Here is a 20,609-nt window from a genome sequence, read left to right on the forward strand (position 1 = left end):
GGCTCGGGTCAGAGGATGACGGGATCCCAGATCGGCTTCTGCGCGAAGGCGTCGCGGTAGTACTCCAGCTCGGTCAGCCGGCTCGCCGCCTCCTCGTCGACCACGACGGTCGCGCGCGGGTGCAGCTGGATCGCCGAGGCGGGGACGCTGGCCGACAGCGGGCCCTCGAGCGCCGCGGCCACCGCGTGCGCCTTGCCGGCGCCGAACGCCAGGAGCACGAGGCGCCGGGCCCGGAGGATGGTGCCGAGCCCCTGCGTGATGCTGTGCACGGGCACCTCGTCGACCGAGTCGAAGAAGCGCGCGTTGTCGTCCCGGGTCTGGCGGGTGAGCGTCTTCACGCGGGTCAGCGAGGCGAAGGAGGAGCCCGGCTCGTTGAAGCCGATGTGGCCGTCGGTGCCGATGCCGAGCAGCTGAAGGTCGACACCGCCCGAGGCGAGGATCGCATCCTCGTAGCGCTCCCCCGCCGTCTCGATTCCGAGCGGCCGGCCGTCGGGCACGTGGATCGATCCAGGGGTGAGCCCGAGCGGCACGACGACCTCGCGCTCGATCACCGAGTGGTAGCTCTCCGGGTGCGAGACCGGCAGGCCCACGTACTCGTCCAGCGCGAAGCCGCGCACCTCCGAGAGGTCGAGACCGGCCCGGACCCGCTCGGCGAGTGCCCGGTAGACCGGCAGGGGCGTGTCGCCCGTCGCGAGGCCGAGCACCGCATCCGGTTGCTGGGCGACGAGGCGCTCGATGGCCTCGGCGACCAGGGCTCCGGCGGCCTTGCGACTGCCGACGACGATCACTTCTGCCACGTGGCCACTCTCTTCTCTCCCGCGGGTGCTCCGGAGGGCCGGGTCGCGGGGGCTCCGACGAGGGCGGCGCCGACGGCCGCGGCCGGGAAGCCGGCCGGGACGAGCTGAACCCGCGTGTCGAGCTCCAGGGAGGCCAGGAACGGTGACTCCCCCGCCCAGGATGCCAGAACCCGCTTGACCTCGTCGAGCAGCCAGGCTCCGAGGTTGCTGAGCCCGCCGCCGATCATCACGGTCTCGACGTCGACGGTCAGAACGAGCACCCGCACGGCGGCGGCGACGTTGTCGACGAGCAGCGAGCGGATGGCCCGCGCGCCCTCGTCGCCCGCCTCGGCCGCGGCGAGCAGCGATCGCGCCGGGATCGGGTCGTCGGTGGCCCACTGGCGGGCGATGGCCGAGCCCGAGGCCACCGTCTCGAGGCAGCCGCGCTGACCGCAGGGGCAGAGCACGCCGCCCGGATCGACCGGGATGTGCCCGATCTCGCCGGCCGCTCCGCGCGCTCCGCGCCACAGGGCGCCGTCGATCACGAGGCCGGCCGCGAGCCCCGTGCCGAGGTTGAGGTAGGCCATCGACCGGGGCGCTCCCTCGGGGACGCCGGCCGTCATGAGGTGGTACGCGCCGAGGGCCGCCGCCTTGACGTCGTTCTCGACCTTGACCTCGCGCCCGAGCGCGCGGGCCAGCAGTCCGCCCACCTCGAGCTCGTCGAAGCCGAGGTTGACGGCATGCGAGACACTGCCGGTGCCGACGTCGACCTGGCCCGGGATGCCGATGCCGATCGTCTCGACGTCGGAGGGAGTGAGCCCGACCGCCGCAGCGATCCGGTCGATGCCCTCGAGAGCGGTGCGGATGACCGCGTCGGGGCCGAACCCCGTCACCAGCCGGATGCGGTCGACGACCACGCCCGCCGCATCCACGGCCACCGCGTCGGTCTTCGTGCCCCCGATGTCGAGCCCCAGCCTCATGCGCGGACCCCCTTGTGCTCGAGGTACCCGGCGAGCGCCTCCCCGACCAGTGCCGAGGCGCCGTAGGTCGCCAGCCCGGCGTAGCGCGGATCCTCTCCTGGCCACCCGAGGTCGGCCGCGATAACCCTCCGCTGCCGGTCGCGAAGGGCGTCGATCAGGGCGACGACCTCGGGCCGTCGTTCGTTGTCCTTGCCGACGACGAGGACGTATGCCGTCTCGGGAATGTCAGCGATCCGGTCGCGCCAGTCGCGCTCCGTCACCGCGAGCATGGGGAGGTCGGTGGCGGATCCCTCGAGCGCCGCAAAGGGCCCCCAGGGGACCTCGCCGACCGCGATGTTCGCGACGGTGTCGACGCGGACGAGCAGCCAGCCCGGGCCCTCGAGCAGGTCACCGGCCTCGGGCGCGACGCGGAAGGTGCCGGCGATGCGGTCCTGGTCGGGCCGCGCATCCGGTTCGGCTGCAGGCGGCGAGGTCGGTGCCGGTTCTGATGTCGCCTCCGGCCGATCGCCCATCCGAACCCCAGGCTGCGCTGCAGCGAGCGTCGCAGTCAGGGCATCCAGCCGCTCGCTCGCATCCTCGAGCCGGCTCGCCTCGAGCTCCCCGGAGTCGACGGCCTCCGCGATCCGCACCACGATCTGCTCGAGCTGCTGCTCGGTGTTGCGGGTTCCGATGCAGAGCAGGTCGCACCCCGCGGCCAGCGCGCGCACCGCGGCGGCCGGGATGCCGATCACGCCGCTCGCCCCGACCATGTCGAGCGCGTCGCTCACGATCACCCCGGTGAAGCCGAGCTCGCCGCGCAACAGATCGTTCAGGATGACGGGCGAGAACGTCGCCGGGTTGTCCGGGTCGATCTGCGGCAGCAGGATGTGGCTGGTCATCACGGTCAGCGCGCCGGCGGCCACCGCGGCCGCGAAGGGCGGGAGCTCCCGCTCGCGCAGGAGCTCGACCGAGACGTCGACCGTGGGGAGCGAGAGGTGCGAATCCTGCGCCGTGTCGCCGTGACCCGGGAAATGCTTGATGCTCGCGGCGACCCCCTCGGCCTGCAGGCCCTGCACCCAGGCCGCACCGTGACGCGCCACCAGCACCGGGTCGCTGCCGAAGCTGCGGATGCCGATGACCGGGTTGCGTGGGTCGGAGTTGACGTCGACGTCGGGCGCGAAGTCGAGGTTGACACCCGCGTCGCGCAGCTCGGCGCCGACCGCGGCCGCCACGGCACGCGTCGCGTCGAGGTCGTCGAGGCGGCCGAGCACCGCGTTGCCGGGGAAGGGCGCCCCGCGGTCGTAGTAGAGGCGGGTGACGTCGCCGCCCTCCTCGTCGATGGCGATCAGGGCGCCGGGGTTCGCCGCGCGGATCGCGGCGGTGAGGGCGCGGAGCTGCTCGCGCGAGACGATGTTCTCGCCGAACAGGCACACGCCCGCGAGACCCTCGCGGAGCGTCCGCTCGACCCATTCGGGGAGCTCGGGCCCCTCGAAGCCCGGCAGCAGGGTGCCGAGGATGCTGCGGCGGAGCGCCTCGGGAGGTGCCGCAGAAGATGCCGTGCTCATCCCTTCACCGCCCCGCTGACGAGCCCCGACGTCATCCGCCCCTGCACCAGCAGGAAGAAGACGATCACGGGGATGGCCATCAGGGTCGACCCCGCCATGATCGCCGCCCAGTTCGTGGTGCCGGTCGCCACCTGGAAGGTGCGGAGCCACACCGGCAGCGTCATCATCTCGGGCCGCGAGTTCACGACCAGGGCGAGCAGGAACTCGTTCCAGGCCTGGATGAAGCCGAACACCCCGGTCGCGACCAGCCCGGGGGCCAGCAGGGGGAAGGTGATCCGCCAGAACGCGCCGCTGCGGCTGCAGCCGTCGATCATCGCGGCCTCCTCGAGCTCGACGGGCACGCCGTTGACGAAGCCGCGCAGGGTCCAGATGGTGAACGGCAGCACGGTCGCCACGTAGACCAGGGTGAGCCCGGCGATGGTGTTGAGCAGCCCCCAGCCGTCGAGCACCCGGTAGGTCGAGACGATCATCGCCTCGGCCGGGATCATCTGGATGATCAGGATCGCGAAGATGAAGGTCTTGCGGCTCTTGAACCGGTACCGCGTGACCGCGAGGGAGGCCAGGAACGCGAAGACGAGCGCGATCACGACCGTCGAGACGGTGACCAGGAGCGAGTTGCCGAGCGCGGGCAGGAACTGCGCCCGCGCGGGCTCGAACAGCACGGTCTCGTAGTTGGCCGTGGTGAGCGACTGCGGAACGAAGTTCGGCACGCTGCCGCGGATCTCGTTGTTGGGCTGCAGGGAGGTGTTGACCATCCAGTAGACCGGGAACACCGAGAACAGGAAGACGATGATCGAGGCCGCGCCGAGCAGCACGGCGTTCAGGCGCTTGCGGGTCACTGCTCCTCCTCCTTGAGGCTGCGGCGCACGTAGAAGATCGAGATCGCGACCATCAGGATGACCATGATCACCGCGATCGCCCCTCCCGTCCCGTAGTTCCCGCCGCCGATCGAGGTCTGGTAGATGTAGACGCCCAGGGTCGAGGTCTGCTCCTTGATGCCGCCGATGCCCTGCAGCGCGAAGATCTGCGTGAAGACCCGGAGGTCCCAGATCACCTGCAGGATGATCACGACCACGAAGATCGAGCGCAGGTACGGGAAGACGACCAGGCGGAAACGCTGGAACCCGCCGGCGCCGTCGAGCTGCGCGGCCTCGAGCACCTCCTCGGGCACCTGGGTGAGCCCGGCGTAGATCGTGAAGGCCACGAAGGGCACGGCCCCCCAGGTCACGATGATGGTCGCGACCACGAAGAAGCTGAACGGGTCGATCAGCCAGGAGTGGTTCGAGAAGTCCTGCCCGGAGACCGCCTCCATCAGGTAGTTGACGACGCCGTACTGGGTGTCGAACATCCAGCCCCACACGATCGTGGCGGTCAGCGCCGGCATCGCCCAGGCGAGCAGCAGCCCGACCGAGACGAGCGCCTTGAAGAAGCGGTTGACCCGGTTCATCAACAGCGCCACGAGCGTGCCGAGCACCATGGCCGTGATCACGTTGGCCAGGCAGAACAGCAGGCTGCGGCCGAGCACGGCCCAGAACTGCGGGTCGCCGAGCACCCGGGTGTAGTTGTCGACACCGATGAAGGGTGCGGGGGCACCGAAGACCTGCGCGCGGCCGAACTCCTGGAACGACATCACGAACAGCTGCACCAGCGGCCAGCCGATCACCGCGATGAGGATGAGGCAGGCCGGCACGAGCAGCATCAGCGGCGTGAACCGCCCGGCTCGGGCCCGCGAACCGCCCCTGTTCTTCTTTTGACGGGGCCCGAGCGGAAGCTCTTGGACGCCTCCGGACTCGTGTTCCCTGACCAGCAGCACGGACGAGGTCATGTGTAGGTACTCCCACTACGATTGCGGTGTGCCTCTCACCTTCCTAGGGCGATGGGCATCTGGGCTGACGGTGGCCGATGGCCGTGTTCGCGCGCGGCGCACCGGCCACCGTCAGGTGAACGGCTCTCCTACGAGTTGAGGATGCCGTCGATCTTCTGGTCGAGCGCCGTCGCGAGCTGCTGCACGTCGCCGCCCTGGGCGATGCCGACGAAGAAGTCCTGCAGCGCTCCCGAAGCCTCGACGTCGGCCCACCGGGGTGACGCCGGGGTGAGCTTCGCGTTGGCCGCGGCCTCACCGATCGCCTTCGCCACCTCGTCGGTGCCGAGGGTCGAGGCGAGCGAGATCTTGGCCGGCACGAGGCCGTTCTCGCCGAGGATCGTCTGGTACTCGTCGCTCAGCATGATCTTCAGGGCGTCGGTGGCGAGCTCCGGATGGGCCGAGTTGGCCGACACGGCGATGTTCGAGCCGCCGGCGAACACGTGCGCCGCTCCGCCGTCCTTGCCCGGCAGGGCGTAGACGCCGAGGTTGGCCTCCTGGTCCGGGCAGCCGGGCGCGGCGGAGTCGGCGGGCGCGAGGATCGAGCTCTTCACCCAGCTCGGCGCCGACAGGTTGGCGACGACACCCTCGCAGAAGGGCACCTGGGGGTCGGTCTCGTTGCCGTCCTTGGCCGCGGACGAGGCCTGGGTCATGACCTCCTGCACCTGCTTGAGGCCGGCGATCGACTCGGGGCTCGAGAACGACGAGGTCCAGGTGCCGCCCTCTTCGGTGGCGATCTCGCCGCCGTTCTCCCAGATGTAGGGAAGGGCGTTGTACCAGTCCTGGCCGGGGAAGTAGATGCCCGAGACACCGGCGTTCGCCTTCGCGAGCGCCACCCCGTTCGAGACGTACTGGTCGAGCGTGGTGGGCACCGTCAGACCCGCGTTCGCGAGCAGGTCCTTCTTGTAGAACACCAGCCGCGCGCCGGAGTAGTAGGGAGCGGCGAACAGCTTGCCGTCGTAGGAGCCCGCCTCGACGAAGCCGGGGAGCAGGTCGTCCCCGCCGATCTCCTCCTGGATGCCGCTCAGGTCGGCGAAGGCGCCGGCCGAGGTGAAGGCCGCGGCCTGGGTGTTGCCGACCTCGACGACGTCGGGGCTGTCCGAGCCGGAGAGGTTCGTCGTCAACTTGTCGACCAGGCCGGTCCAGGCCTGCTCCTCGATGGTCAGCGTCGAGCCGGGGTGATCCTTCTCGAACGTGGTCTTCAGGTACTCGCGCGCGGCATCCGGGGTGTCGGTGCCGTTCAGCCAGACCCGGAGGTCGGCGGTCTCGCCGGCGGCGGAACCGCCTCCCGAGGAGCCGCCGGCGCAGCCGGCGAGTGCGAGCGCGGACACGATGCCGAGGGCGGTGACCGCGAGTGCTTTCCTTCTCATTGTTCGTACCTTTCCTAGGGCGATGGATGCCAGCTGGGCACTGGCGTCTCGGTGCAAGGGTTCGCGGCGTGGCCGCTACGAGACCCCGAGTTGTCCGGACAGGACCATGACGGCCGCTCCGCGCAGGACGATGTCCTGCCCGAGTGTGGTCATCCGCAGCGTCAGAGAGCCGTGGAACTCGGCCATCGTGCGCGCGCGGAGGGTCTCGACGGTGGCGGCCGCCAGGGGCCCGTCGAGAAGTTCGGTGGGGCCGCTCAGGATGACCTCGCTGAGGTCGAGCGCGCCGACGACGGGTGCCAGGGCGATGCCGAGCCGCTCGCCCGCCTCGGTGAGCACGCGGTCGTGATCGGCATCCGGCAGCTCGTCGAGCCGCTTCATCAGGTTCGGGATGCTGAGCCAGGTCTCGAGGCAGCCGCGCTTCCCACAGGCGCAGACCGCGCCGCCGTCGGTGCCGACCACCACGTGGCCGATCTCGCCCGCGGCGAAGCGGCTGCCGAACAGCGGAGTGCCGCCGAGCAGCAGGCCCGCGCCGACACCGTGACCGATCGTGATCAGCATCGCGTCGCCGGCCGCTCCCCCGAAGCTGTGCTCGGCGAGCACGGCGGCGTTCGCGTCGTTGGCGACGACCACGGGTACGCCGAACCGGGCAGCGAGGATGCTCTGCAGCGGCATCCCGTTCCAGCCGAGGTTCGGGGCCGAGAGCACGACGCCGGCGAGGTCGACGACACCGGGCGAGCCGACGCCGATGCCGAGCACCGGAGCCTGAGCCTGGTCGACGAGCGTGCGGGCGAGGGCCACGACCTTCTCGACGGCCTCGTCGCCCGTGCTGCCGGCGAGCTCGACCTCGGCGCGGGCGCTGATCGCGCCGTCGAGGTCGAGCAGGGCGCCGGAGAAGGTGGAGTGCTCGGAGAGGTCGAGGCCCACGATCACGAAGGCGCTGCGGTCGAGATCGAGGAGGGTGGCGGGCTTGCCGGGCCGCGAGTCCTCGCGCTGTCCGAGCTCGACGACGAGACCGTCGGCCATCAGCTCGGCGACCAGGGCGGAGACGGTGACGCGGGTGAGGCCGGTCTCCCGGGCGATGTCGGCGCGGCTGCGGGAGCCCTCGTGGTAGAGCGTCTGGAGCACGAGCGAACGGTTGTGGCTGCGGGCGTGCTCGGGGAGAACCTTCGACGAGGGCCGGAGCGCCCGACGCGGGGCGCCCGTGCGGCCTCCGGCCGGGGCTTTTCCGTGTGCGAAGCCCTGAACCGTCGTCGGCGGAGCCGATTCGGTGCGGGAAGAGCTTCGCTGCACTTCCGATGCAGTCATGTTTGTTAGTAAAGCGTACGAACATACTCACATCAAGACCTCGACGGGATTCGTGCGGACTCTTTACAAACCCGAAACACGGCGGTGACGATCTACCATTGCAGGGTGCCCGATACGACCGACCAGAACCGTGCCCTGAAGTTCAGCGTCAACGACGTGCTGCGATTCGTCGTCGAGCTGTTCGCGTTCTTCACCTTCGCCTTCTGGGGTTTCGTGGCCTGGCCGTTCCCGTGGAACTTCGCGTTCGGCATCCTCGCCCCCGTCTTCGCGATCGTCGTCTGGGCGCTGTTCCGCTCCCCCCGGGCCGTCTTCCACATCGACTCCTTCGGCAAAGCGCTCGTCGAGATCGTGATCATGGGTTCGGCCGCGCTCGCCTGGCTGATGCTCGGGCAGCCGATCGTCGCCCTCGTGTTCGGGGTCGTCGCGGTGGTCACCGGCGTGATCGCCGGCCGCAAGGAACTGCAGTGAGCCGCCGGCACGCCTCCCTCCTCCTCCACGGAGCGAAGAAGCTCGACGCCGACGGCGTCGCCGACGACTTCTGGATCCTCGTCGCCGGAGACCGGATCGCCGAGACCGGCACGGGGGAGTCCTGGCGGAGCCTGGCGGCCGAGATCAGCATGCTCGGCGGGGGCGGCCTCGAGGTGTTCGACGCGGAAGGCGCCTGGATCACCCCGGGATTCATCGACCTGCACGTGCACGGGGGCGGGGGCGGCTCGTTCGACGAGGGCGCCGAGGGCATCCGCACCGCGCTGGCCTTCCACCGGGCGCACGGCACCACCCGGTCGGCGATCTCGCTCGTCGCCAACCCGCTTCCCACGCTGGCCGCGAGTCTCGGGGTGGTCGCCTCGATCGCCGAGGCCGACCCGCTCGTGCTCGGCGCGCACCTCGAGGGGCCGTTCCTCGCACCCTCGCGGCGCGGGGCGCACGACCCCTCGGCACTGATCGAGCCGCGGCCCGAGGTCGTCGCCGAGCTGATCGCCGCGGCCCGGGGCCGGCTCACCCAGGTGACCCTCGCGCCCGAGCTGCCGGGCGCCCTCGGTGCGATCGGCGCCTTCACGGCGGCCGGCGCGATCGTCGCGGTCGGGCACACGGATGCGGACCTCGCCCAGACCCGCGCCGCCTTCGACCGGGGTGCGCGCCTGCTCACGCACGCCTTCAACGCGATGCGAGGCATCCATCACCGCGACCCGGGGCCGGTCATGGCCGCTCTCGACGACGAGCGGATCGCTCTCGAACTGATCGCGGACGGCGTGCACGTGCATCCGTCGATGATCGAGCTGGCGTTCCGGAGCGCGCCCGGGCGGGTCGTGCTCGTGACCGACGCCATGGCGGCCGCGGGCTCGGCCGACGGGGCGTACCGGTTGGGCACGCGCGACGTGACGGTCGCCGAGGGGCGCGCGACGCTGCCGGACGGCACGATCGCGGGCTCGACGCTGACGCAGGAGGCGGCGCTGCGCGGGGCGATGGCCGCCGGCGTCGGAGCCCAGGAGGCCGTGGCGGCGCTCACGGCGACCCCGGCGCGGGTGCTGGGGCGGGATGACGAGCTGGGGTACCTGCGTCGCGGGCACCTGGCCGACCTCGTGGTGCTCGACGAGGGGTTCGTGGTGCAGGCGGTCTTCGCGGCGGGCGCGCGGGTGCCGTCCGCCGCCTAGCCCACGCTCTCTCGCCCTCGCGCGATCTCGTCCCGCCCGACTGTCCTCGATCCGTCACTTGTTGTCGCTATCGCGCCTTCTTAGCGACAACAACTGACGGGTCGAGGACAGCCGGGGGCGCCTCGGGCTCTCGCTCGAGCAGGATGACGCCGTCGGCGCGGGCGGCGAGGTGGTAGCCGGAGACCTCGGCTGCTGCGGCGAGGTCGGCGAGCGCCGCTCCGCCCACGGGGAACTGCTGAGCGATCGAGGTGTCGGCGACGACGTAGTCGGGGCGGGTGACGTCGACGGGCAGGATGCCGAGGAGGCTCACCTCCGTCCGCGCGGTCAGCTGCGGCGCGAGCGAGTTCGACGCCGCGACCGTGCTGCCGTCGGGGACGCGGTCGAGGATGCTCCGGGCGGCTTCGGCGTGCGGCGACGGCGCCCAGAACGCGGGCGACACGAGGGCGGCGAGGGGCGAAGCCGGCAGCAGCGCGAGCACGAGGGCAAGGCTCGCGGCCAGGGCGAGGCCGGTGCGGGTGGCAGTTCGGCTCGGGCGGCCGGGCCAGGTTCGCGGGCTCGGGCTCGGGCTCGGGCTCGGGCTCGGGCTCGGGCTCGGGCTCGGGCTCGGGCTCGGGCGACCGTGCCAGGTTCGGAGGCTCGGGCCAACGGCGGCGAGGTTCGGACGCTCACTCCGTCGGAGGCGGATCAGTCCGTCGATGAAGGCGGCCGTCACGACCGGCACCAGCACGGCGTCGTAGTGGAAGGACGTTCCCCAGTAGTTCGGGTTGTCGGAGAGGAACCGCCAGGCGAGCGTCGGTATCGCCGCAAGCACGAGCGGCGACCGGAGCGCGAGGAATGCGGTGGGGAGGAGGAGCGCGACGACGGTGCCGATCCGCGTGTCGTCGGTGAGCAGCGTGGCGAGCTGATGGGCCGCGGAGGCGGGAGTGAGCTGGCCGGTGTAGCTGTTGCCGCCCGCGGGGTTGAGGGCGGGGATGACGAGCATCGTCTCGATCGCCGTGGCGGCGGCGCCGAACGCGGCCGTGGCCAGCCCGCGGAGCCGGCCCCGTGCATCCGTTCGCCAGGCGCGCGTGGCGATGAGCAGGCCGATCGCCGTGACGGTCAGGCCGAGGTCTTCTTTGACGAGCACGAGCGGGGCGGCCCAGAGCGCGGCGGCGCGCAGCCTGCCGCGGCCGAGCGCGGTGAGGGAGAACGCGAGGAGGGGCACCGCGAAGGCGATCTCGTGGAAGTCGAAGGCGATGGCGTGGGCGAGTCCGCCGGCGAGACCGTAGGCGGCGGCGACCGCGGCGGCGGCTCCGGGGCCGAGGCTGCGCGCGGCCCAGCCGGCGAGCGGCGCGACACCCAGCGCGAGCAGCACGGCCTGGCCCACGAGCAGTGTCTCGGGGCCTGGATGCACGAGGTAGAGCGGCGCGAGCAGCGAAACGATGGGCGAGAAGTGGTCTCCGAGGAGGGGGTAGTCGATGCCCTTGAGGAGCGAGGTGGGGAGGTGGCCGGCGGCGTAGGAGCGCACCTCCTGCTCGAAGATGCCGAGGTCGTAGCCCGTCGTGAGGAGGCGGGCGTGCCGCTGAAGCGCGAGCGCCGAGAACATCGCTGCGAGCGCGAGGGCGGCGGCCCACGGGATGGCGACGGCACCCCACCTGCCCGCGGCACCGCGCGCGCCGGCGCGTCGACGCCCCGGTGTCTGCCCGTTCTCGGAGCGGGAGGACGTGGCCGGCGCTGGAGGCGTTCTGGCGATGACCGTCATGCGGCCATGCTGCGACCCCCGTGCTGACGCGCCCCTGACCCGCCCTGACGCCGACGTCAGCCCGCCTCACGCCCCCACTGCCCTCGACCCGTCAGTTGTTGCCGCTATCGGGGGCGGATAGCGACAACAAGTGACGGGTCGAGGACCTTCGGGGGCGGGTCAGAGGGTGCGGCCGCCGTCGACGGTCACGACCTGGCCGGTGAGGTAGGCCGAGTCGGGCGAGACGAGGAAGCGCACCACCGACGAGATCTCGTCGAGCGCCGGCCGACGACGGAGGGCGATCTGTTCGAGGTCCCGCGCCTCCTCGGCGCCGGCGCCTGCGCTGGCACCCGCGGCACCGGCGCGCCCGTTCCACAGCTCGCGGATGCGCTCGGTCGGAACCGTTCCCGGCGCGACCACGTTGGCCCGGATGCCGTCGGGCCCGACGTCCCGGGCCAGGTACTTCGTGTACATGATCACGGCGGCCTTGCTCACGCCGTAGTGCGCGTACGCGCCGTCCGGAGTCGGGCCGAGGCCGTTGATCGAGGAGAGCGTGACGATGGATCCGCCCCCGGCCGCGCGCATCCCGGGCACGACCGCCGTACAGGAGTTCACGGCGGTGACCAGGTTGCGCTGCAGCGCGGTCGCGAGGTCCTCCGGCCGGAGGGAACCGGCCCGGTTGTCGTGCAACCCGCCGGAACCTCCGCCGGCGTTGCAGACCAGGCCCCGCACGGCGCCGCCGAAGTCCGCGGCGACGCGATCGAAGGCATCCCGGACCGCGTCGGCGTCGGTGAGGTCGGCCTCGTAGCCGCGGCTGTCGTGGCCCGCGCGGCGGAGCTCTTCGTCGGTGGTGGCCGCGGTCATCGCGGCGGCCTCCCCCGCGAATGCCTCGTAGGAGCGTAGGTCGCGATCGACGACGGCGACCCGGGCCCCCGCCTCCGCCAGCGCGTGGGCGATGTGGCGGCCGAGCCCGCGGGCGGCGCCCGTGACGATGACGACCTCGCCGCCGAGCCCGCTCACGCCCCTCGCTCCCACGGCCACGACACGAGCGTGCCCGGGTACCCGAGGGTCACCCACACCCGCCCCGCCATGACGCAGACATTGGTCGGGTCACTGCCGCTCCCCAGCGGGATCCGCTCCACGACGGCGCCTTCGAGGTCGAGCACCTGCACCTCGTCGCCCCGGCTGCCCGTGACGATCAGCCGGTCGTCGTGCACGAGGATCCCGTCCGGGGCCATGTGCTCGTCGAGCACCGCCCAGTCGGTGGGTTCCTCGAAGCCGCCGTCCCCGTCGGCCGCGAACCGCACGATCCGGTTCGCGTACGACAGGCCGACCAGCAGCGATCCGTCTCCCGGATGGAAGGCCAGACCGTTGCAGAACCGATCGACCCGGCCGACGACCTCGGGCAGGCCGCCGGGTTCGGCCGCGTAGATGCGGCCGGTCTCGAAGGCCGCATAGTCGGGGATGACCTCCCAGTTGCGCGGGTCGGTGAAGATCACACGGCCCCGGTCGTCGAACACCAGGTCGTTCGGGCGAAGCGGTCCGTCGATCTCCGGCTGCGCGAAGAAGTCGGTCAGCTCGCCCGTGGCCGGATCGACCCGGTGCACGGTGCCCGGATGCTGCGGCTCGGCGAACCGCAGCGTCCCGTCGGGCATCGGCCACAGTCCGCCGTTGTTCGCGACGTACAGCGCGCCGTCGGGCCCTCGCCGGAGCCCGTTCGGCGACCCCGGAAAGCGGGCGATCGTCTCGAGGTCGCCCGAGGCGGGGTCGAAGTACCGCAGGGTCCGGTCGCGGAGGTCGACGAACGCGATGCGCCCGTCGTGCAGGGCGACCGGACCCTCGGGGAACCCGAGTCCCTCGAGATGCGTGGTGATCTGCGGCATGGTGCTTCTGCTACTCCGCCCCGGCGATGTTGCCGAACTTCTGCAGGATGCCGGTGTCGTAGAGGTACTTCGAGCTGTCCGGCAGCTCGGGCATCTCGGTCAGGGTGTCGGTGCCGGGCTCGAAGAAGGTGTCGACGTTGTCCTTCTCCAGGATCACCATCGGCGGGCTGGTGAGGTCCGGGATGTCGGCGCCGGCCGCCGTGGCCGCGGCCATCGAGAGCAGGAACTCGCCCCAGTAGGCGAAGAAGCCCATCTGCTCGGTCACCCAGACGTCGCCGTTGCGGATGTTCGAGAGCGCGTCCGTGCTGCCGCCGTAGCCCGAGACCATGGCCTGCGCGGTGCGGCCCTGGTTGTCGAGGGCGCGGAGCACGCCGACCGTCGTGTCGTCGCTCACCGTGTAGATGACGACGTTCCGATCCTTCGGGATGGTCTGCAGCGCGGTGAGCGTCGCGTCGTATCCCGAGTCGATCGTGAGCCCGAGGTCGCCCTGGAGCCCCTGATCGGGAGTGATGACGGTGGTCGTCGGCTGGATGTCGTCCGAGGAGACCTTGGTCATGCCCGGCACCTTCTCCGACAGCGCCGCGTAGAACGCCGTCGCGGCGATGTTCACCGAAGCGCCCAGCTCGGAGGCCTGACCGATCACGACCGTGGTGTTCGAGGCATCCCAGCCGCGAGTGGCCATCTGCTCGGCCATCGCGGTCGCACCCAGCCCCGACAGGTAGGGCTGATCGAAGTTGAACAGCGGGCAGCCCTCGACCGGCACGTTGACCGCGATACAGGGGATGCCGGCGTCGGTGAACTTCTGCCCCACCCGGGTCGTCGCGTCGGCGACCGAGGGGAACTCGATGATCACGTCGGGAGCCGCGGCGACCATGAGGTCGGCGTTGCTCAGCATGGTGGCCGCGTCGCCGGCGTTGTCGTACACGGTGACGGTCGCGCCGAGCTCCTCGGCCTGCTTCACGAAGGTGTCGGCCTGGTTGACGTAGACCTCGGCGGCCGAGGTGGGGATCGCGAACGCGAAGTTGAGGCCGGTGAGGTCGCCGGAGGCGAGGGCCGAGTCGGTGGCCGCGCCGCCGCCCGTCGTCCCGCCGGCGCAACCCGCCGTGACGAGTCCGGCGACGGCGATGACGGCTACTGCGGTGAGGCGGAATGCTGGTTTTCTCATGGTGCGCCTTTCGGGTGGAGGGGTGGGGGAAGGTGCATTTTCGGGGTTGGTGCAGGTCGGGTTGAGGAATGAGGGGTGGTGGCCGAGCAGATCAGGGGTGAAGGATGCCGGGCTCAGCCCGAGCGGCGCGCCCGCTCCTGCAGGCGGCTGAGCGTCACGGCCGCCAGCAGCACGAGCCCGGTGACGACCTGCTGGTAGAAGCTCGGCACGTGCAGGATGCTCATGCCGTTGGCGATGACGCCGAGGAGCAGCACGCCGATCACGGCGCCCGGCACCGAACCGCGCCCGCCGGTGAGGGCCGCGCCACCGAGCACGACGGCGGCGAGGCTCTGCATGGTGATCGTCGAGCCCATCGCGCCGGAGGCCGCGAGCAGCTGGCTGGCGGTCACGATGCCGGCCACGGCGGCGAAGAAACCGGAGAAGACGTAGACGCTTCCGCCGATCACGGTCACCCGCACGCCGGCGAGACGGGCCGCCTCGGGGTTGCCACCGACCATGTAGATGCGGCGGCCGAGCAGCGTGTGCGCGAGCACCAGGTGCATCAGCACCACCAGCACGATCATCAGGATCACGTGCCAGGGGATCGTGCCGATGGCCCGGTCGCCCAGGATGCCCGCCTCCGGCGGGACCGTGAGCGTCTGGCCGTTGGCGAGGGTGAACGCGAGGCCCGCCGTGATCGACATCGTCGCCAGGGTCGTGATCAGCGGATTGATCTTCAGGTGCACGATGAAGTACGTGTGCACGAGCCCGACGGCGATGCCCACGGCCAGGCAGACCGCCATCGCGGCGAGCATCGGTACCCCGGCGGTGGTGAGGCTGGCGTAGACCACCGCTGTCAGGGGCAGCACGCCTCCGATCGAGAGATCGAAGCCGCCGGAGATCACGACGAGCAGCTGACCGAGCGAGGCGATCATGATCACGCTCGCCGTGATCACGATGGTCGAGGCGTTGTTCGGCGTCCAGAATCCCTGCGCGAAGATCGCGAAACCGGCGACGACGACCACGAGGAAGATGCCGACCGTCGCCAAGGCGGGAAGGCGGGAGAGGGAGAAGGTTCGGGTATCAGTCATGGGTGACGGCACCTCCGGCGGCCGTTTCGAGCGCGAGGCTCTTGGTCTTGCGTTCACGGGTGAGCTCGTCGACCACGCGGCCGTCGCGCATCACGATCAGTCGGTCGGTCGCGTCGATCGCCTCCTGCACGTCCGAGGTGACGAGCACGACGGCGGCCCCCTGCCGGGCGAACGCCGAGAGCTGCTGGTGGATCTGGGTGCGGGAGCCGATGTCGACACCGCGGGTGGGTTCGTGCAGCACGAGCACCGGCGGCGCCGCCGCCAGCCGGCTCGCGAGGAGCACCTTCTGCTGGTTGCCGCCGCTCAGCTCGCCCACGTCCTGCCGCACGGAGGTGCAGCGCACGTCGGTCTCGGTCGCCAGGGCCTGGGCCCCGGCGAGCTGAGCCCGTCCCTTCATCCACCCGGCCGCGCCCGCGAAGCGGCCGAGCACCATCAGGGTGAGGTTCTCGCTGATGGTCTGGTTGAGCGCGAGCCCGTCGGTCTTCCGTTCGGCGGGCACGTAGGCGATGCCGAGGGCCTGCGCCCGCCGGGGCGTCGAGGGAACCGGGACCTCCGCCGCGGAACCCTGGACGAAGACCGATCCGGCGACGCGCTTCTCGTGGCCGCCGAGCGCCCGGGCGACCGTCTCGGCGCCGGAGCCGACGAGCCCGAAGATGCCGACCACCTCACCGGTGCGGATCTCGAGCGACACGTCGTCGATGGCCGGCTGCAGCTCTGAGTTCCAGCCCTGGAGGCGCAGGACGACCTCGGTCGGCGAGCCGGCGGCGACCGGGGTGGCCTCGGGCTTCTCGTACTCCCCGCCGAGCATCAGGCCGACCGTGCGGCCGAGCGAGGTCTCGGTGGTCTCCCGCCGATCCTCCATCCGGCCGTTCCGCAGCACGACGATCTCATCGCTGATCTCGAACGACTCGTCGAGGTGGTGGCTCACGTAGATCAGCGACACCCCGTCGGCCTTCAGCTCCCGCAGCTTTCCGAGCAGCAGCTCGGTCTCCCGGGCGTGCAGCGAGGCGGTCGGTTCGTCGAGGATGAGCACGCGGGCGTCGCCGAGCAGGGCCTTGGCGATCTCGACCAGCTGCCGTTCGGCGAGCGAGAGGTCGATCATGTCGCGCCGCACGTCGATGTCCAGGCCCAGGCGCGCGACGGCGTCGGCACCGGCCCGTCGCAGCCACCGCTGGGTCACACCCCAGCGGTTCTTCGGCCAGTTCGGCATCATCAGGTTCTCGGCGACCGAGAGGTGCGGCACGTAGGCGAGCTCCTGCGGGATCAGCTGGATGCCGAGGGCCCGCGCGTCGCGGGGCGAGCGGAACGAGACCTCCTGCCCGTCGAGCGTGAGGGTGCCCTGCGTCTGAGGTGTCTTGCCCGAGATGATCGAGAGCAGCGTCGACTTGCCCGCCCCGTTCTCCCCGACCAGGCCGATGCAGCGGCCCGGGACGAGCTCGAGATCGATCTCCTGCAGCACCTGGTTCGTGCCGTAGCGCTTTCCGATCCCGCGCAGCTCCATCACGAGGGGTCCACCAGTCGCATCGACGGCGGCTGCGGAGGGCGCCAGCCCCGTTCGCGGCTCGCGGGCGTGGCCTGCTCGTTCACGACGAGCCGGCCCGAGCGGAGCATCGTCGTCGCGAGCGAGGCCGCCTCGAGCACCTCGGCCGCGACCGAGCTGACGAGCGTGGAGGAACGGTTCGAGGGCACCGAGACGGTGAACGAGCCGACCGGGTTGTCGCCGGCGTCGAAGAACGCCGACGAGACGCAGCACACACCCTCGTGGAACTCCTCGTCGTCGATGGAATAGCCCCGCCGCCGCACCTGGTCGAGCTCGGCGACGAGCGCGGGGTACGAGGTGGTGGTCTTGGGCGTGAGCGCCGCGAGCTCGACGCCGGAGAACATGGCGGCCACGATGTCCTGCGGCAGGTGCGCGAGCACGCTCTTGCACGAGGCCCTGGCGTGCATGTTCGCGCTGTAGCCGACCTCGAGCTGCTTGACGACCAATGGATGCGTGCCGCCGATGAACTGCTGCATCACGATGCTGCCGTGGTACCACCCGCAGACGTACGCGGTCTCCTGCGTCTTGTTGTGCAGGCGGCTGAGGAGCGCCGAGATCTCCGGCGACGGGCCGAACCGCACGTCGAGGTGGTGGCCGAGCGCGCCGGCCCGGGGCCCGACGTCATAGGTGCCGCCATCCACCCGCACCACGTAGCCCGCCTGCTTCAGCGTGCGCAGCAGGTGATAGCAGGTGCTCGAGCGGAGGCCGACGGTGTGGGCGATCATCTTCGCGGTGGCCTGGCCGTTGCTGGTGGCCACGAGCTCGAGCACCTCGAGGCCCCGGGTGAGGGTCTGCAGGAGGGTCGCCTCCGCCGGCGCCGCAGCACCCGGGGCGATGGGCTTCTGGTCGGTCATGCGGCCTCTCCTCTCGCGACGGCGTCCGAGAGGGCGAGCAGAGCGGCGGCGAGCACGGCGCTCGCCTCGATCACCTCGTCCTCGAGCACGTACTCGTCGACACTGTGCGCACGGCTGAGATCGCCGGGCCCGAAGACGACGGCGGGGATGCCTGCTCCGCGGAGCACCCCGGCGTCGCATCCCGCCGTGAGTCCTTCGACCCGGGCCGGAAGACCGCTCGCCTGCTGGGCTGCGGTGAAAGAGGTGACGAGGGCGCTCTCGAGCGGGAGCTCCCAGCCGATCGAACCGTCGTTGTCCCAGCGGAGCACGGGCGGATGCTCGACCAGCCAGGGGTCGGACGCGGCTGCGGCTCGGAGGGTCTCGGTCAACGCATCCCGCACCTCCTGGAGGGATTCGCCGGGCAGCACGCCGATCCGGCCCGACATCGAGGCGTGCGCGGGCACCGCGGCGCGCCAGCCTCCGCCGTTCAGCACGCCGACGACCAGCGGCACCGAGGTGGGCACGTGGGCCATCAGCGGGTGGCGATGGGTCTCGGCCCGGCGGGCGCCCAGCTCGTTGACCGCGAGGTAGAGCGAGACAAGCTTGGCGAGCGCGTCCTCGCCGCGCCACGGCTGGGAGGTGTGCACGTCGCGGCCGGCCACCTCGACGGTGAAGAAGAGCACCCCCGAGTTGGCGGGCACGACGGCGCCGGTCGTGGGTTCCATGACGACGGTCGCGAGGCGGTCGGGCCGCGCTTCGAGCGAGGCGATGGTTCCGAGGCCGGTCGTCTCCTCCCCCGCGATCAGCTCGACGGCGAGGTCGAAGGCCAGCTCGACGCCCGCATCCGCGAGGGCCTGCAGGGCGTAGAGGGCGGCGACGCAGCCGGCTTTGTTGTCGACCGAGCCGCGGCCGAACACCGCGCCGTCACGCCGCACGCCGCCGAAGGGCGGATCCGTCCAGTCCTTCTCGTACATCACGGGCACGACGTCGTAGTGGGCGTTGATCGTGACGATCGGCTTGCCGCTGGGCGACCCCAACCAGCCGGTGATGTTCGCCCGCTCGTCCATCCGGGGCTCGGCGCGGCCCCGCTCGGTGCCGCCGACGACCGTGTCGGCGAGCACCTGGTGCTCGACCGCCCAGCCCCGCTCGCGGAACCAGCCGGTGAAGGCGTCGGACGCGAGGTCTTCGTGCCCGCTCACGGTCGGCAGTCGCACGAGCCCGCTCAGCAGATCGAGCGCCTCCTCGCGGTGAGCGGAGACGGATGCGGCGAGGTCGGTCGTGCGGGGAAGGGCGGTGGTCATCGGTCATCCTCCAGATCGAGCGATGACTCAGTAAAGGGCGAGGAGGAGCCAGAATGCTAGTAAATGAAACCGAATTTCCAGTATTTGAAGCGACGACTTCAAACCGTAACAATGCGAGGATGCTCGGAATCCTCGATGAGCGGAGACACGATGGAGTTCCTGGTCCGCATGACGATCACCGCGCCCGGCGACTCGGCCGACGTCGCCGCTCTGCGTGCGGCGGAGGCGGAGCGGGCGGCCGAGCTCGCCCGGTCGGGCACGCTCCTTCGGCTCTGGCGGATCCCGGGCGACCGCGCCAACTGGGGCCTGTGGCGGGCCGATGACGCGACCGCGCTGCATGAGGCGCTCACCTCGCTGCCGCTGTGGCCGCACGCGCGCTTCGAGGTGCACGCCCTCGCGTCGCATCCGAACGACCCGGGCTAGGGCGCGCCGACCGTCCATCCCGCCGACGCGTAGCGGCCTACCGCCTCCCAGTCCAGCGGCAGGTCGAGCCCGGTGGTCATGGCATCGGCCGGCCGCGACGGCCACACCACCCCGTCGACGAAGGGATGCTCGCGTTCGAGGAGCGGGTGGATCGGGTCGGAGCCGATGCGGGCGGGGATGGTCTCGATCAGCCGCACCCCGGCGCTCCGGCCGGCCAGCGGGGCGTGGATGGGGGCGAAGACGTGCGGGGCGACGGCGACCCCCGCCCGGTCGGCCGCGTCGACGGCGGCGAGCGCGAAGCTCAGCCCGCCGCTCGCCGTGGCGTCCACGCGGAGGAGGTGGGCGAACGGGTGCAGGTCGAGCGCGCCGTCGAGCCCGACGAGGTCCTCTCCGACGGCGAGCCGCACGCCGTGCGCCCGCTCCATCAGGTGCTCGAGCGGGCGCCAGTCCGGGCCGGGCAGCGGGTCCTCGATGAAGGCGACGCCCAGGTCGTCGAAACGCCGGACCGTCGCCGCGGCCGCCTCGGTGAACGGCGCGAGCCCGCCGTGCAGGTCGACGGCGACCTCGACCCCGGCGGCATCCTGGCCGAGCGAGGCCACGTGACGCACCATCTCCTGCACCAGCTGGAGGTCGTCGTCGACCGAGCGTCCCGGCACCATGACCTTGACGACCGAGGCCCCGCCCGCGATCAGGTCGGTCACCTCGTCGAGCAGCTCCCGGCGCGAGCGCACGTCGGCGAAGTACCCGGCGACGACCATGCTCCGGGGCTCGGCGGCACTGTCGCCGAGGAGGTCGCGGAGCGGCAGGCCGGCCTCCTGGGCGCGGAGATCCCAGAGCGCGATGTCGATCAGCGAGGCGGCCCGCACGAAGGATGCCCATCCGGGCATATACCGCGCGCGCAAGTCGCCGCGCACGGCCTCGGGGTCGAGCCCGACCGCCGGGTCGAGTGCTCCCGACAGGGTTCGGAGCGCCTCGAGCAGTGGCGTTCCGCGGGTGTACCCGATCGCCCGGCCGACTCTGCCGTCGTCCATCCGCATCCTCAGCACGACGTAGTCGCGGGTGCGGTACTCCATGGCTCCGAGGCGCACGACGTGGGCCATCGGCATGGGGCAGAGCCAGGCGTCGATGCCGGTGATGGTCAACATCCCAAGAGTATGACGCACGCTTTTTCCCGCTCGCACGCTCA

General features: G+C 71.4%; 19 protein-coding genes. 3 read left to right on the forward strand and 16 right to left on the reverse strand.

The features are described 5' to 3' along the window. Window positions 1-8: 8 nt before the first annotated feature. The 7 genes from HSO01S_RS10100 to HSO01S_RS10130 all read right to left on the reverse strand — a co-directional run bounded on the left by HSO01S_RS10100 (window position 9) and on the right by HSO01S_RS10130 (window position 7,836). A complete protein-coding gene (locus HSO01S_RS10100; protein ID WP_066040985.1) occupies window positions 9-797 on the reverse strand; it encodes a glucosamine-6-phosphate deaminase in 789 nt (262 codons plus the stop codon). Then, the gene (locus tag HSO01S_RS10105) at window positions 785-1,756 is read right to left on the reverse strand and encodes an ROK family protein (protein WP_066040989.1); all 972 of its coding nucleotides are present in this window, start codon (window positions 1,754-1,756) and stop codon (window positions 785-787) included. The genes HSO01S_RS10100 and HSO01S_RS10105 overlap by 13 nt, the downstream gene beginning before the upstream one ends. Beyond that, a complete protein-coding gene (gene nagZ, locus HSO01S_RS10110) occupies window positions 1,753-3,300 on the reverse strand; it encodes a beta-N-acetylhexosaminidase (RefSeq protein ID WP_066040991.1) in 1,548 nt (515 codons plus the stop codon). Before nagZ ends, HSO01S_RS10105 begins: the two co-directional genes overlap by 4 nt. Beyond that, entirely contained in the window at window positions 3,297-4,139 is an 843-nt protein-coding gene (locus tag HSO01S_RS10115) for a carbohydrate ABC transporter permease (RefSeq protein ID WP_066040993.1), read from the reverse strand. The genes nagZ and HSO01S_RS10115 overlap by 4 nt, the downstream gene beginning before the upstream one ends. Next, window positions 4,136-5,125, reverse strand: coding sequence for a carbohydrate ABC transporter permease (locus HSO01S_RS10120; RefSeq protein WP_066040996.1), 990 nt, complete (start codon window positions 5,123-5,125; stop codon window positions 4,136-4,138). The genes HSO01S_RS10115 and HSO01S_RS10120 overlap by 4 nt, the downstream gene beginning before the upstream one ends. A gap of 128 nt (window positions 5,126-5,253) precedes the next feature. After that, window positions 5,254-6,531 (reverse strand): extracellular solute-binding protein, encoded by a 1,278-nt coding sequence (locus tag HSO01S_RS10125; protein WP_066040997.1) that lies wholly within the window; start codon window positions 6,529-6,531, stop codon window positions 5,254-5,256. 75 nt (window positions 6,532-6,606) lie between these two features. After that, entirely contained in the window at window positions 6,607-7,836 is a 1,230-nt protein-coding gene (locus HSO01S_RS10130) for an ROK family transcriptional regulator (RefSeq protein WP_066041000.1), read from the reverse strand. Window positions 7,837-7,941: 105 nt separating this feature from the next. On the opposite strand from HSO01S_RS10130, the gene HSO01S_RS10135 reads away from it, so the two are divergent. Beyond that, window positions 7,942-8,304 (forward strand): YrdB family protein, encoded by a 363-nt coding sequence (locus HSO01S_RS10135; protein ID WP_066041003.1) that lies wholly within the window; start codon window positions 7,942-7,944, stop codon window positions 8,302-8,304. Beyond that, window positions 8,301-9,488, forward strand: a complete 1,188-nt coding sequence (gene nagA, locus HSO01S_RS10140; RefSeq protein ID WP_066041006.1) for an N-acetylglucosamine-6-phosphate deacetylase — start codon at window positions 8,301-8,303, stop codon at window positions 9,486-9,488. The genes HSO01S_RS10135 and nagA overlap by 4 nt, the downstream gene beginning before the upstream one ends. Before the next feature lie 67 nt (window positions 9,489-9,555). Here nagA and HSO01S_RS10145 read toward each other — a convergent pair whose 3' ends face one another. From HSO01S_RS10145 to HSO01S_RS10180, 8 genes are all read right to left on the reverse strand, one after another. Continuing rightward, a complete protein-coding gene (locus HSO01S_RS10145) occupies window positions 9,556-11,229 on the reverse strand; it encodes a DUF2079 domain-containing protein (RefSeq protein WP_084361540.1) in 1,674 nt (557 codons plus the stop codon). Window positions 11,230-11,388: 159 nt separating this feature from the next. After that, entirely contained in the window at window positions 11,389-12,228 is an 840-nt protein-coding gene (locus HSO01S_RS10150; RefSeq protein ID WP_169799974.1) for an SDR family NAD(P)-dependent oxidoreductase, read from the reverse strand. After that, window positions 12,225-13,091 carry an SMP-30/gluconolactonase/LRE family protein gene (locus tag HSO01S_RS10155; RefSeq protein ID WP_066041011.1) on the reverse strand — a complete coding sequence of 289 codons (867 nt, stop codon included), beginning with the start codon at window positions 13,089-13,091 and terminating at the stop codon, window positions 12,225-12,227. The genes HSO01S_RS10150 and HSO01S_RS10155 overlap by 4 nt, the downstream gene beginning before the upstream one ends. Before the next feature lie 10 nt (window positions 13,092-13,101). Then, complete coding sequence (locus tag HSO01S_RS10160) at window positions 13,102-14,256, reverse strand: sugar ABC transporter substrate-binding protein (RefSeq protein ID WP_066041014.1); 1,155 nt, start codon at window positions 14,254-14,256, stop codon at window positions 13,102-13,104. 113 nt (window positions 14,257-14,369) lie between these two features. Continuing rightward, the gene (locus tag HSO01S_RS10165) at window positions 14,370-15,326 is read right to left on the reverse strand and encodes an ABC transporter permease (protein ID WP_084361542.1); all 957 of its coding nucleotides are present in this window, start codon (window positions 15,324-15,326) and stop codon (window positions 14,370-14,372) included. Further along, window positions 15,319-16,827 carry a sugar ABC transporter ATP-binding protein gene (locus HSO01S_RS10170; RefSeq protein WP_066041018.1) on the reverse strand — a complete coding sequence of 503 codons (1,509 nt, stop codon included), beginning with the start codon at window positions 16,825-16,827 and terminating at the stop codon, window positions 15,319-15,321. The genes HSO01S_RS10165 and HSO01S_RS10170 overlap by 8 nt, the downstream gene beginning before the upstream one ends. After that, complete coding sequence (locus HSO01S_RS10175) at window positions 16,827-17,720, reverse strand: IclR family transcriptional regulator (protein WP_066041019.1); 894 nt, start codon at window positions 17,718-17,720, stop codon at window positions 16,827-16,829. The genes HSO01S_RS10170 and HSO01S_RS10175 overlap by 1 nt, the downstream gene beginning before the upstream one ends. Further along, entirely contained in the window at window positions 17,717-19,000 is a 1,284-nt protein-coding gene (locus HSO01S_RS10180) for a M20 family metallopeptidase (RefSeq protein WP_066041021.1), read from the reverse strand. The genes HSO01S_RS10175 and HSO01S_RS10180 overlap by 4 nt, the downstream gene beginning before the upstream one ends. Before the next feature lie 135 nt (window positions 19,001-19,135). Between HSO01S_RS10180 and HSO01S_RS10185 the strand changes: the two genes are divergently transcribed. Next, complete coding sequence (locus tag HSO01S_RS10185) at window positions 19,136-19,423, forward strand: muconolactone Delta-isomerase (protein WP_245635968.1); 288 nt, start codon at window positions 19,136-19,138, stop codon at window positions 19,421-19,423. On the opposite strand, the gene HSO01S_RS10190 is transcribed toward HSO01S_RS10185, so the two are convergent. After that, on the reverse strand, window positions 19,420-20,568 hold the full coding sequence (locus HSO01S_RS10190) for a mandelate racemase/muconate lactonizing enzyme family protein (RefSeq protein ID WP_066041023.1): 1,149 nt from the start codon (window positions 20,566-20,568) through the stop codon (window positions 19,420-19,422). The genes HSO01S_RS10185 and HSO01S_RS10190 overlap by 4 nt on opposite strands. Window positions 20,569-20,609: the final 41 nt, after the last annotated feature.

This window comes from Herbiconiux solani NBRC 106740 (assembly GCF_001571005.1).
GTDB classification, from domain to species: domain Bacteria; phylum Actinomycetota; class Actinomycetes; order Actinomycetales; family Microbacteriaceae; genus Herbiconiux; species Herbiconiux solani.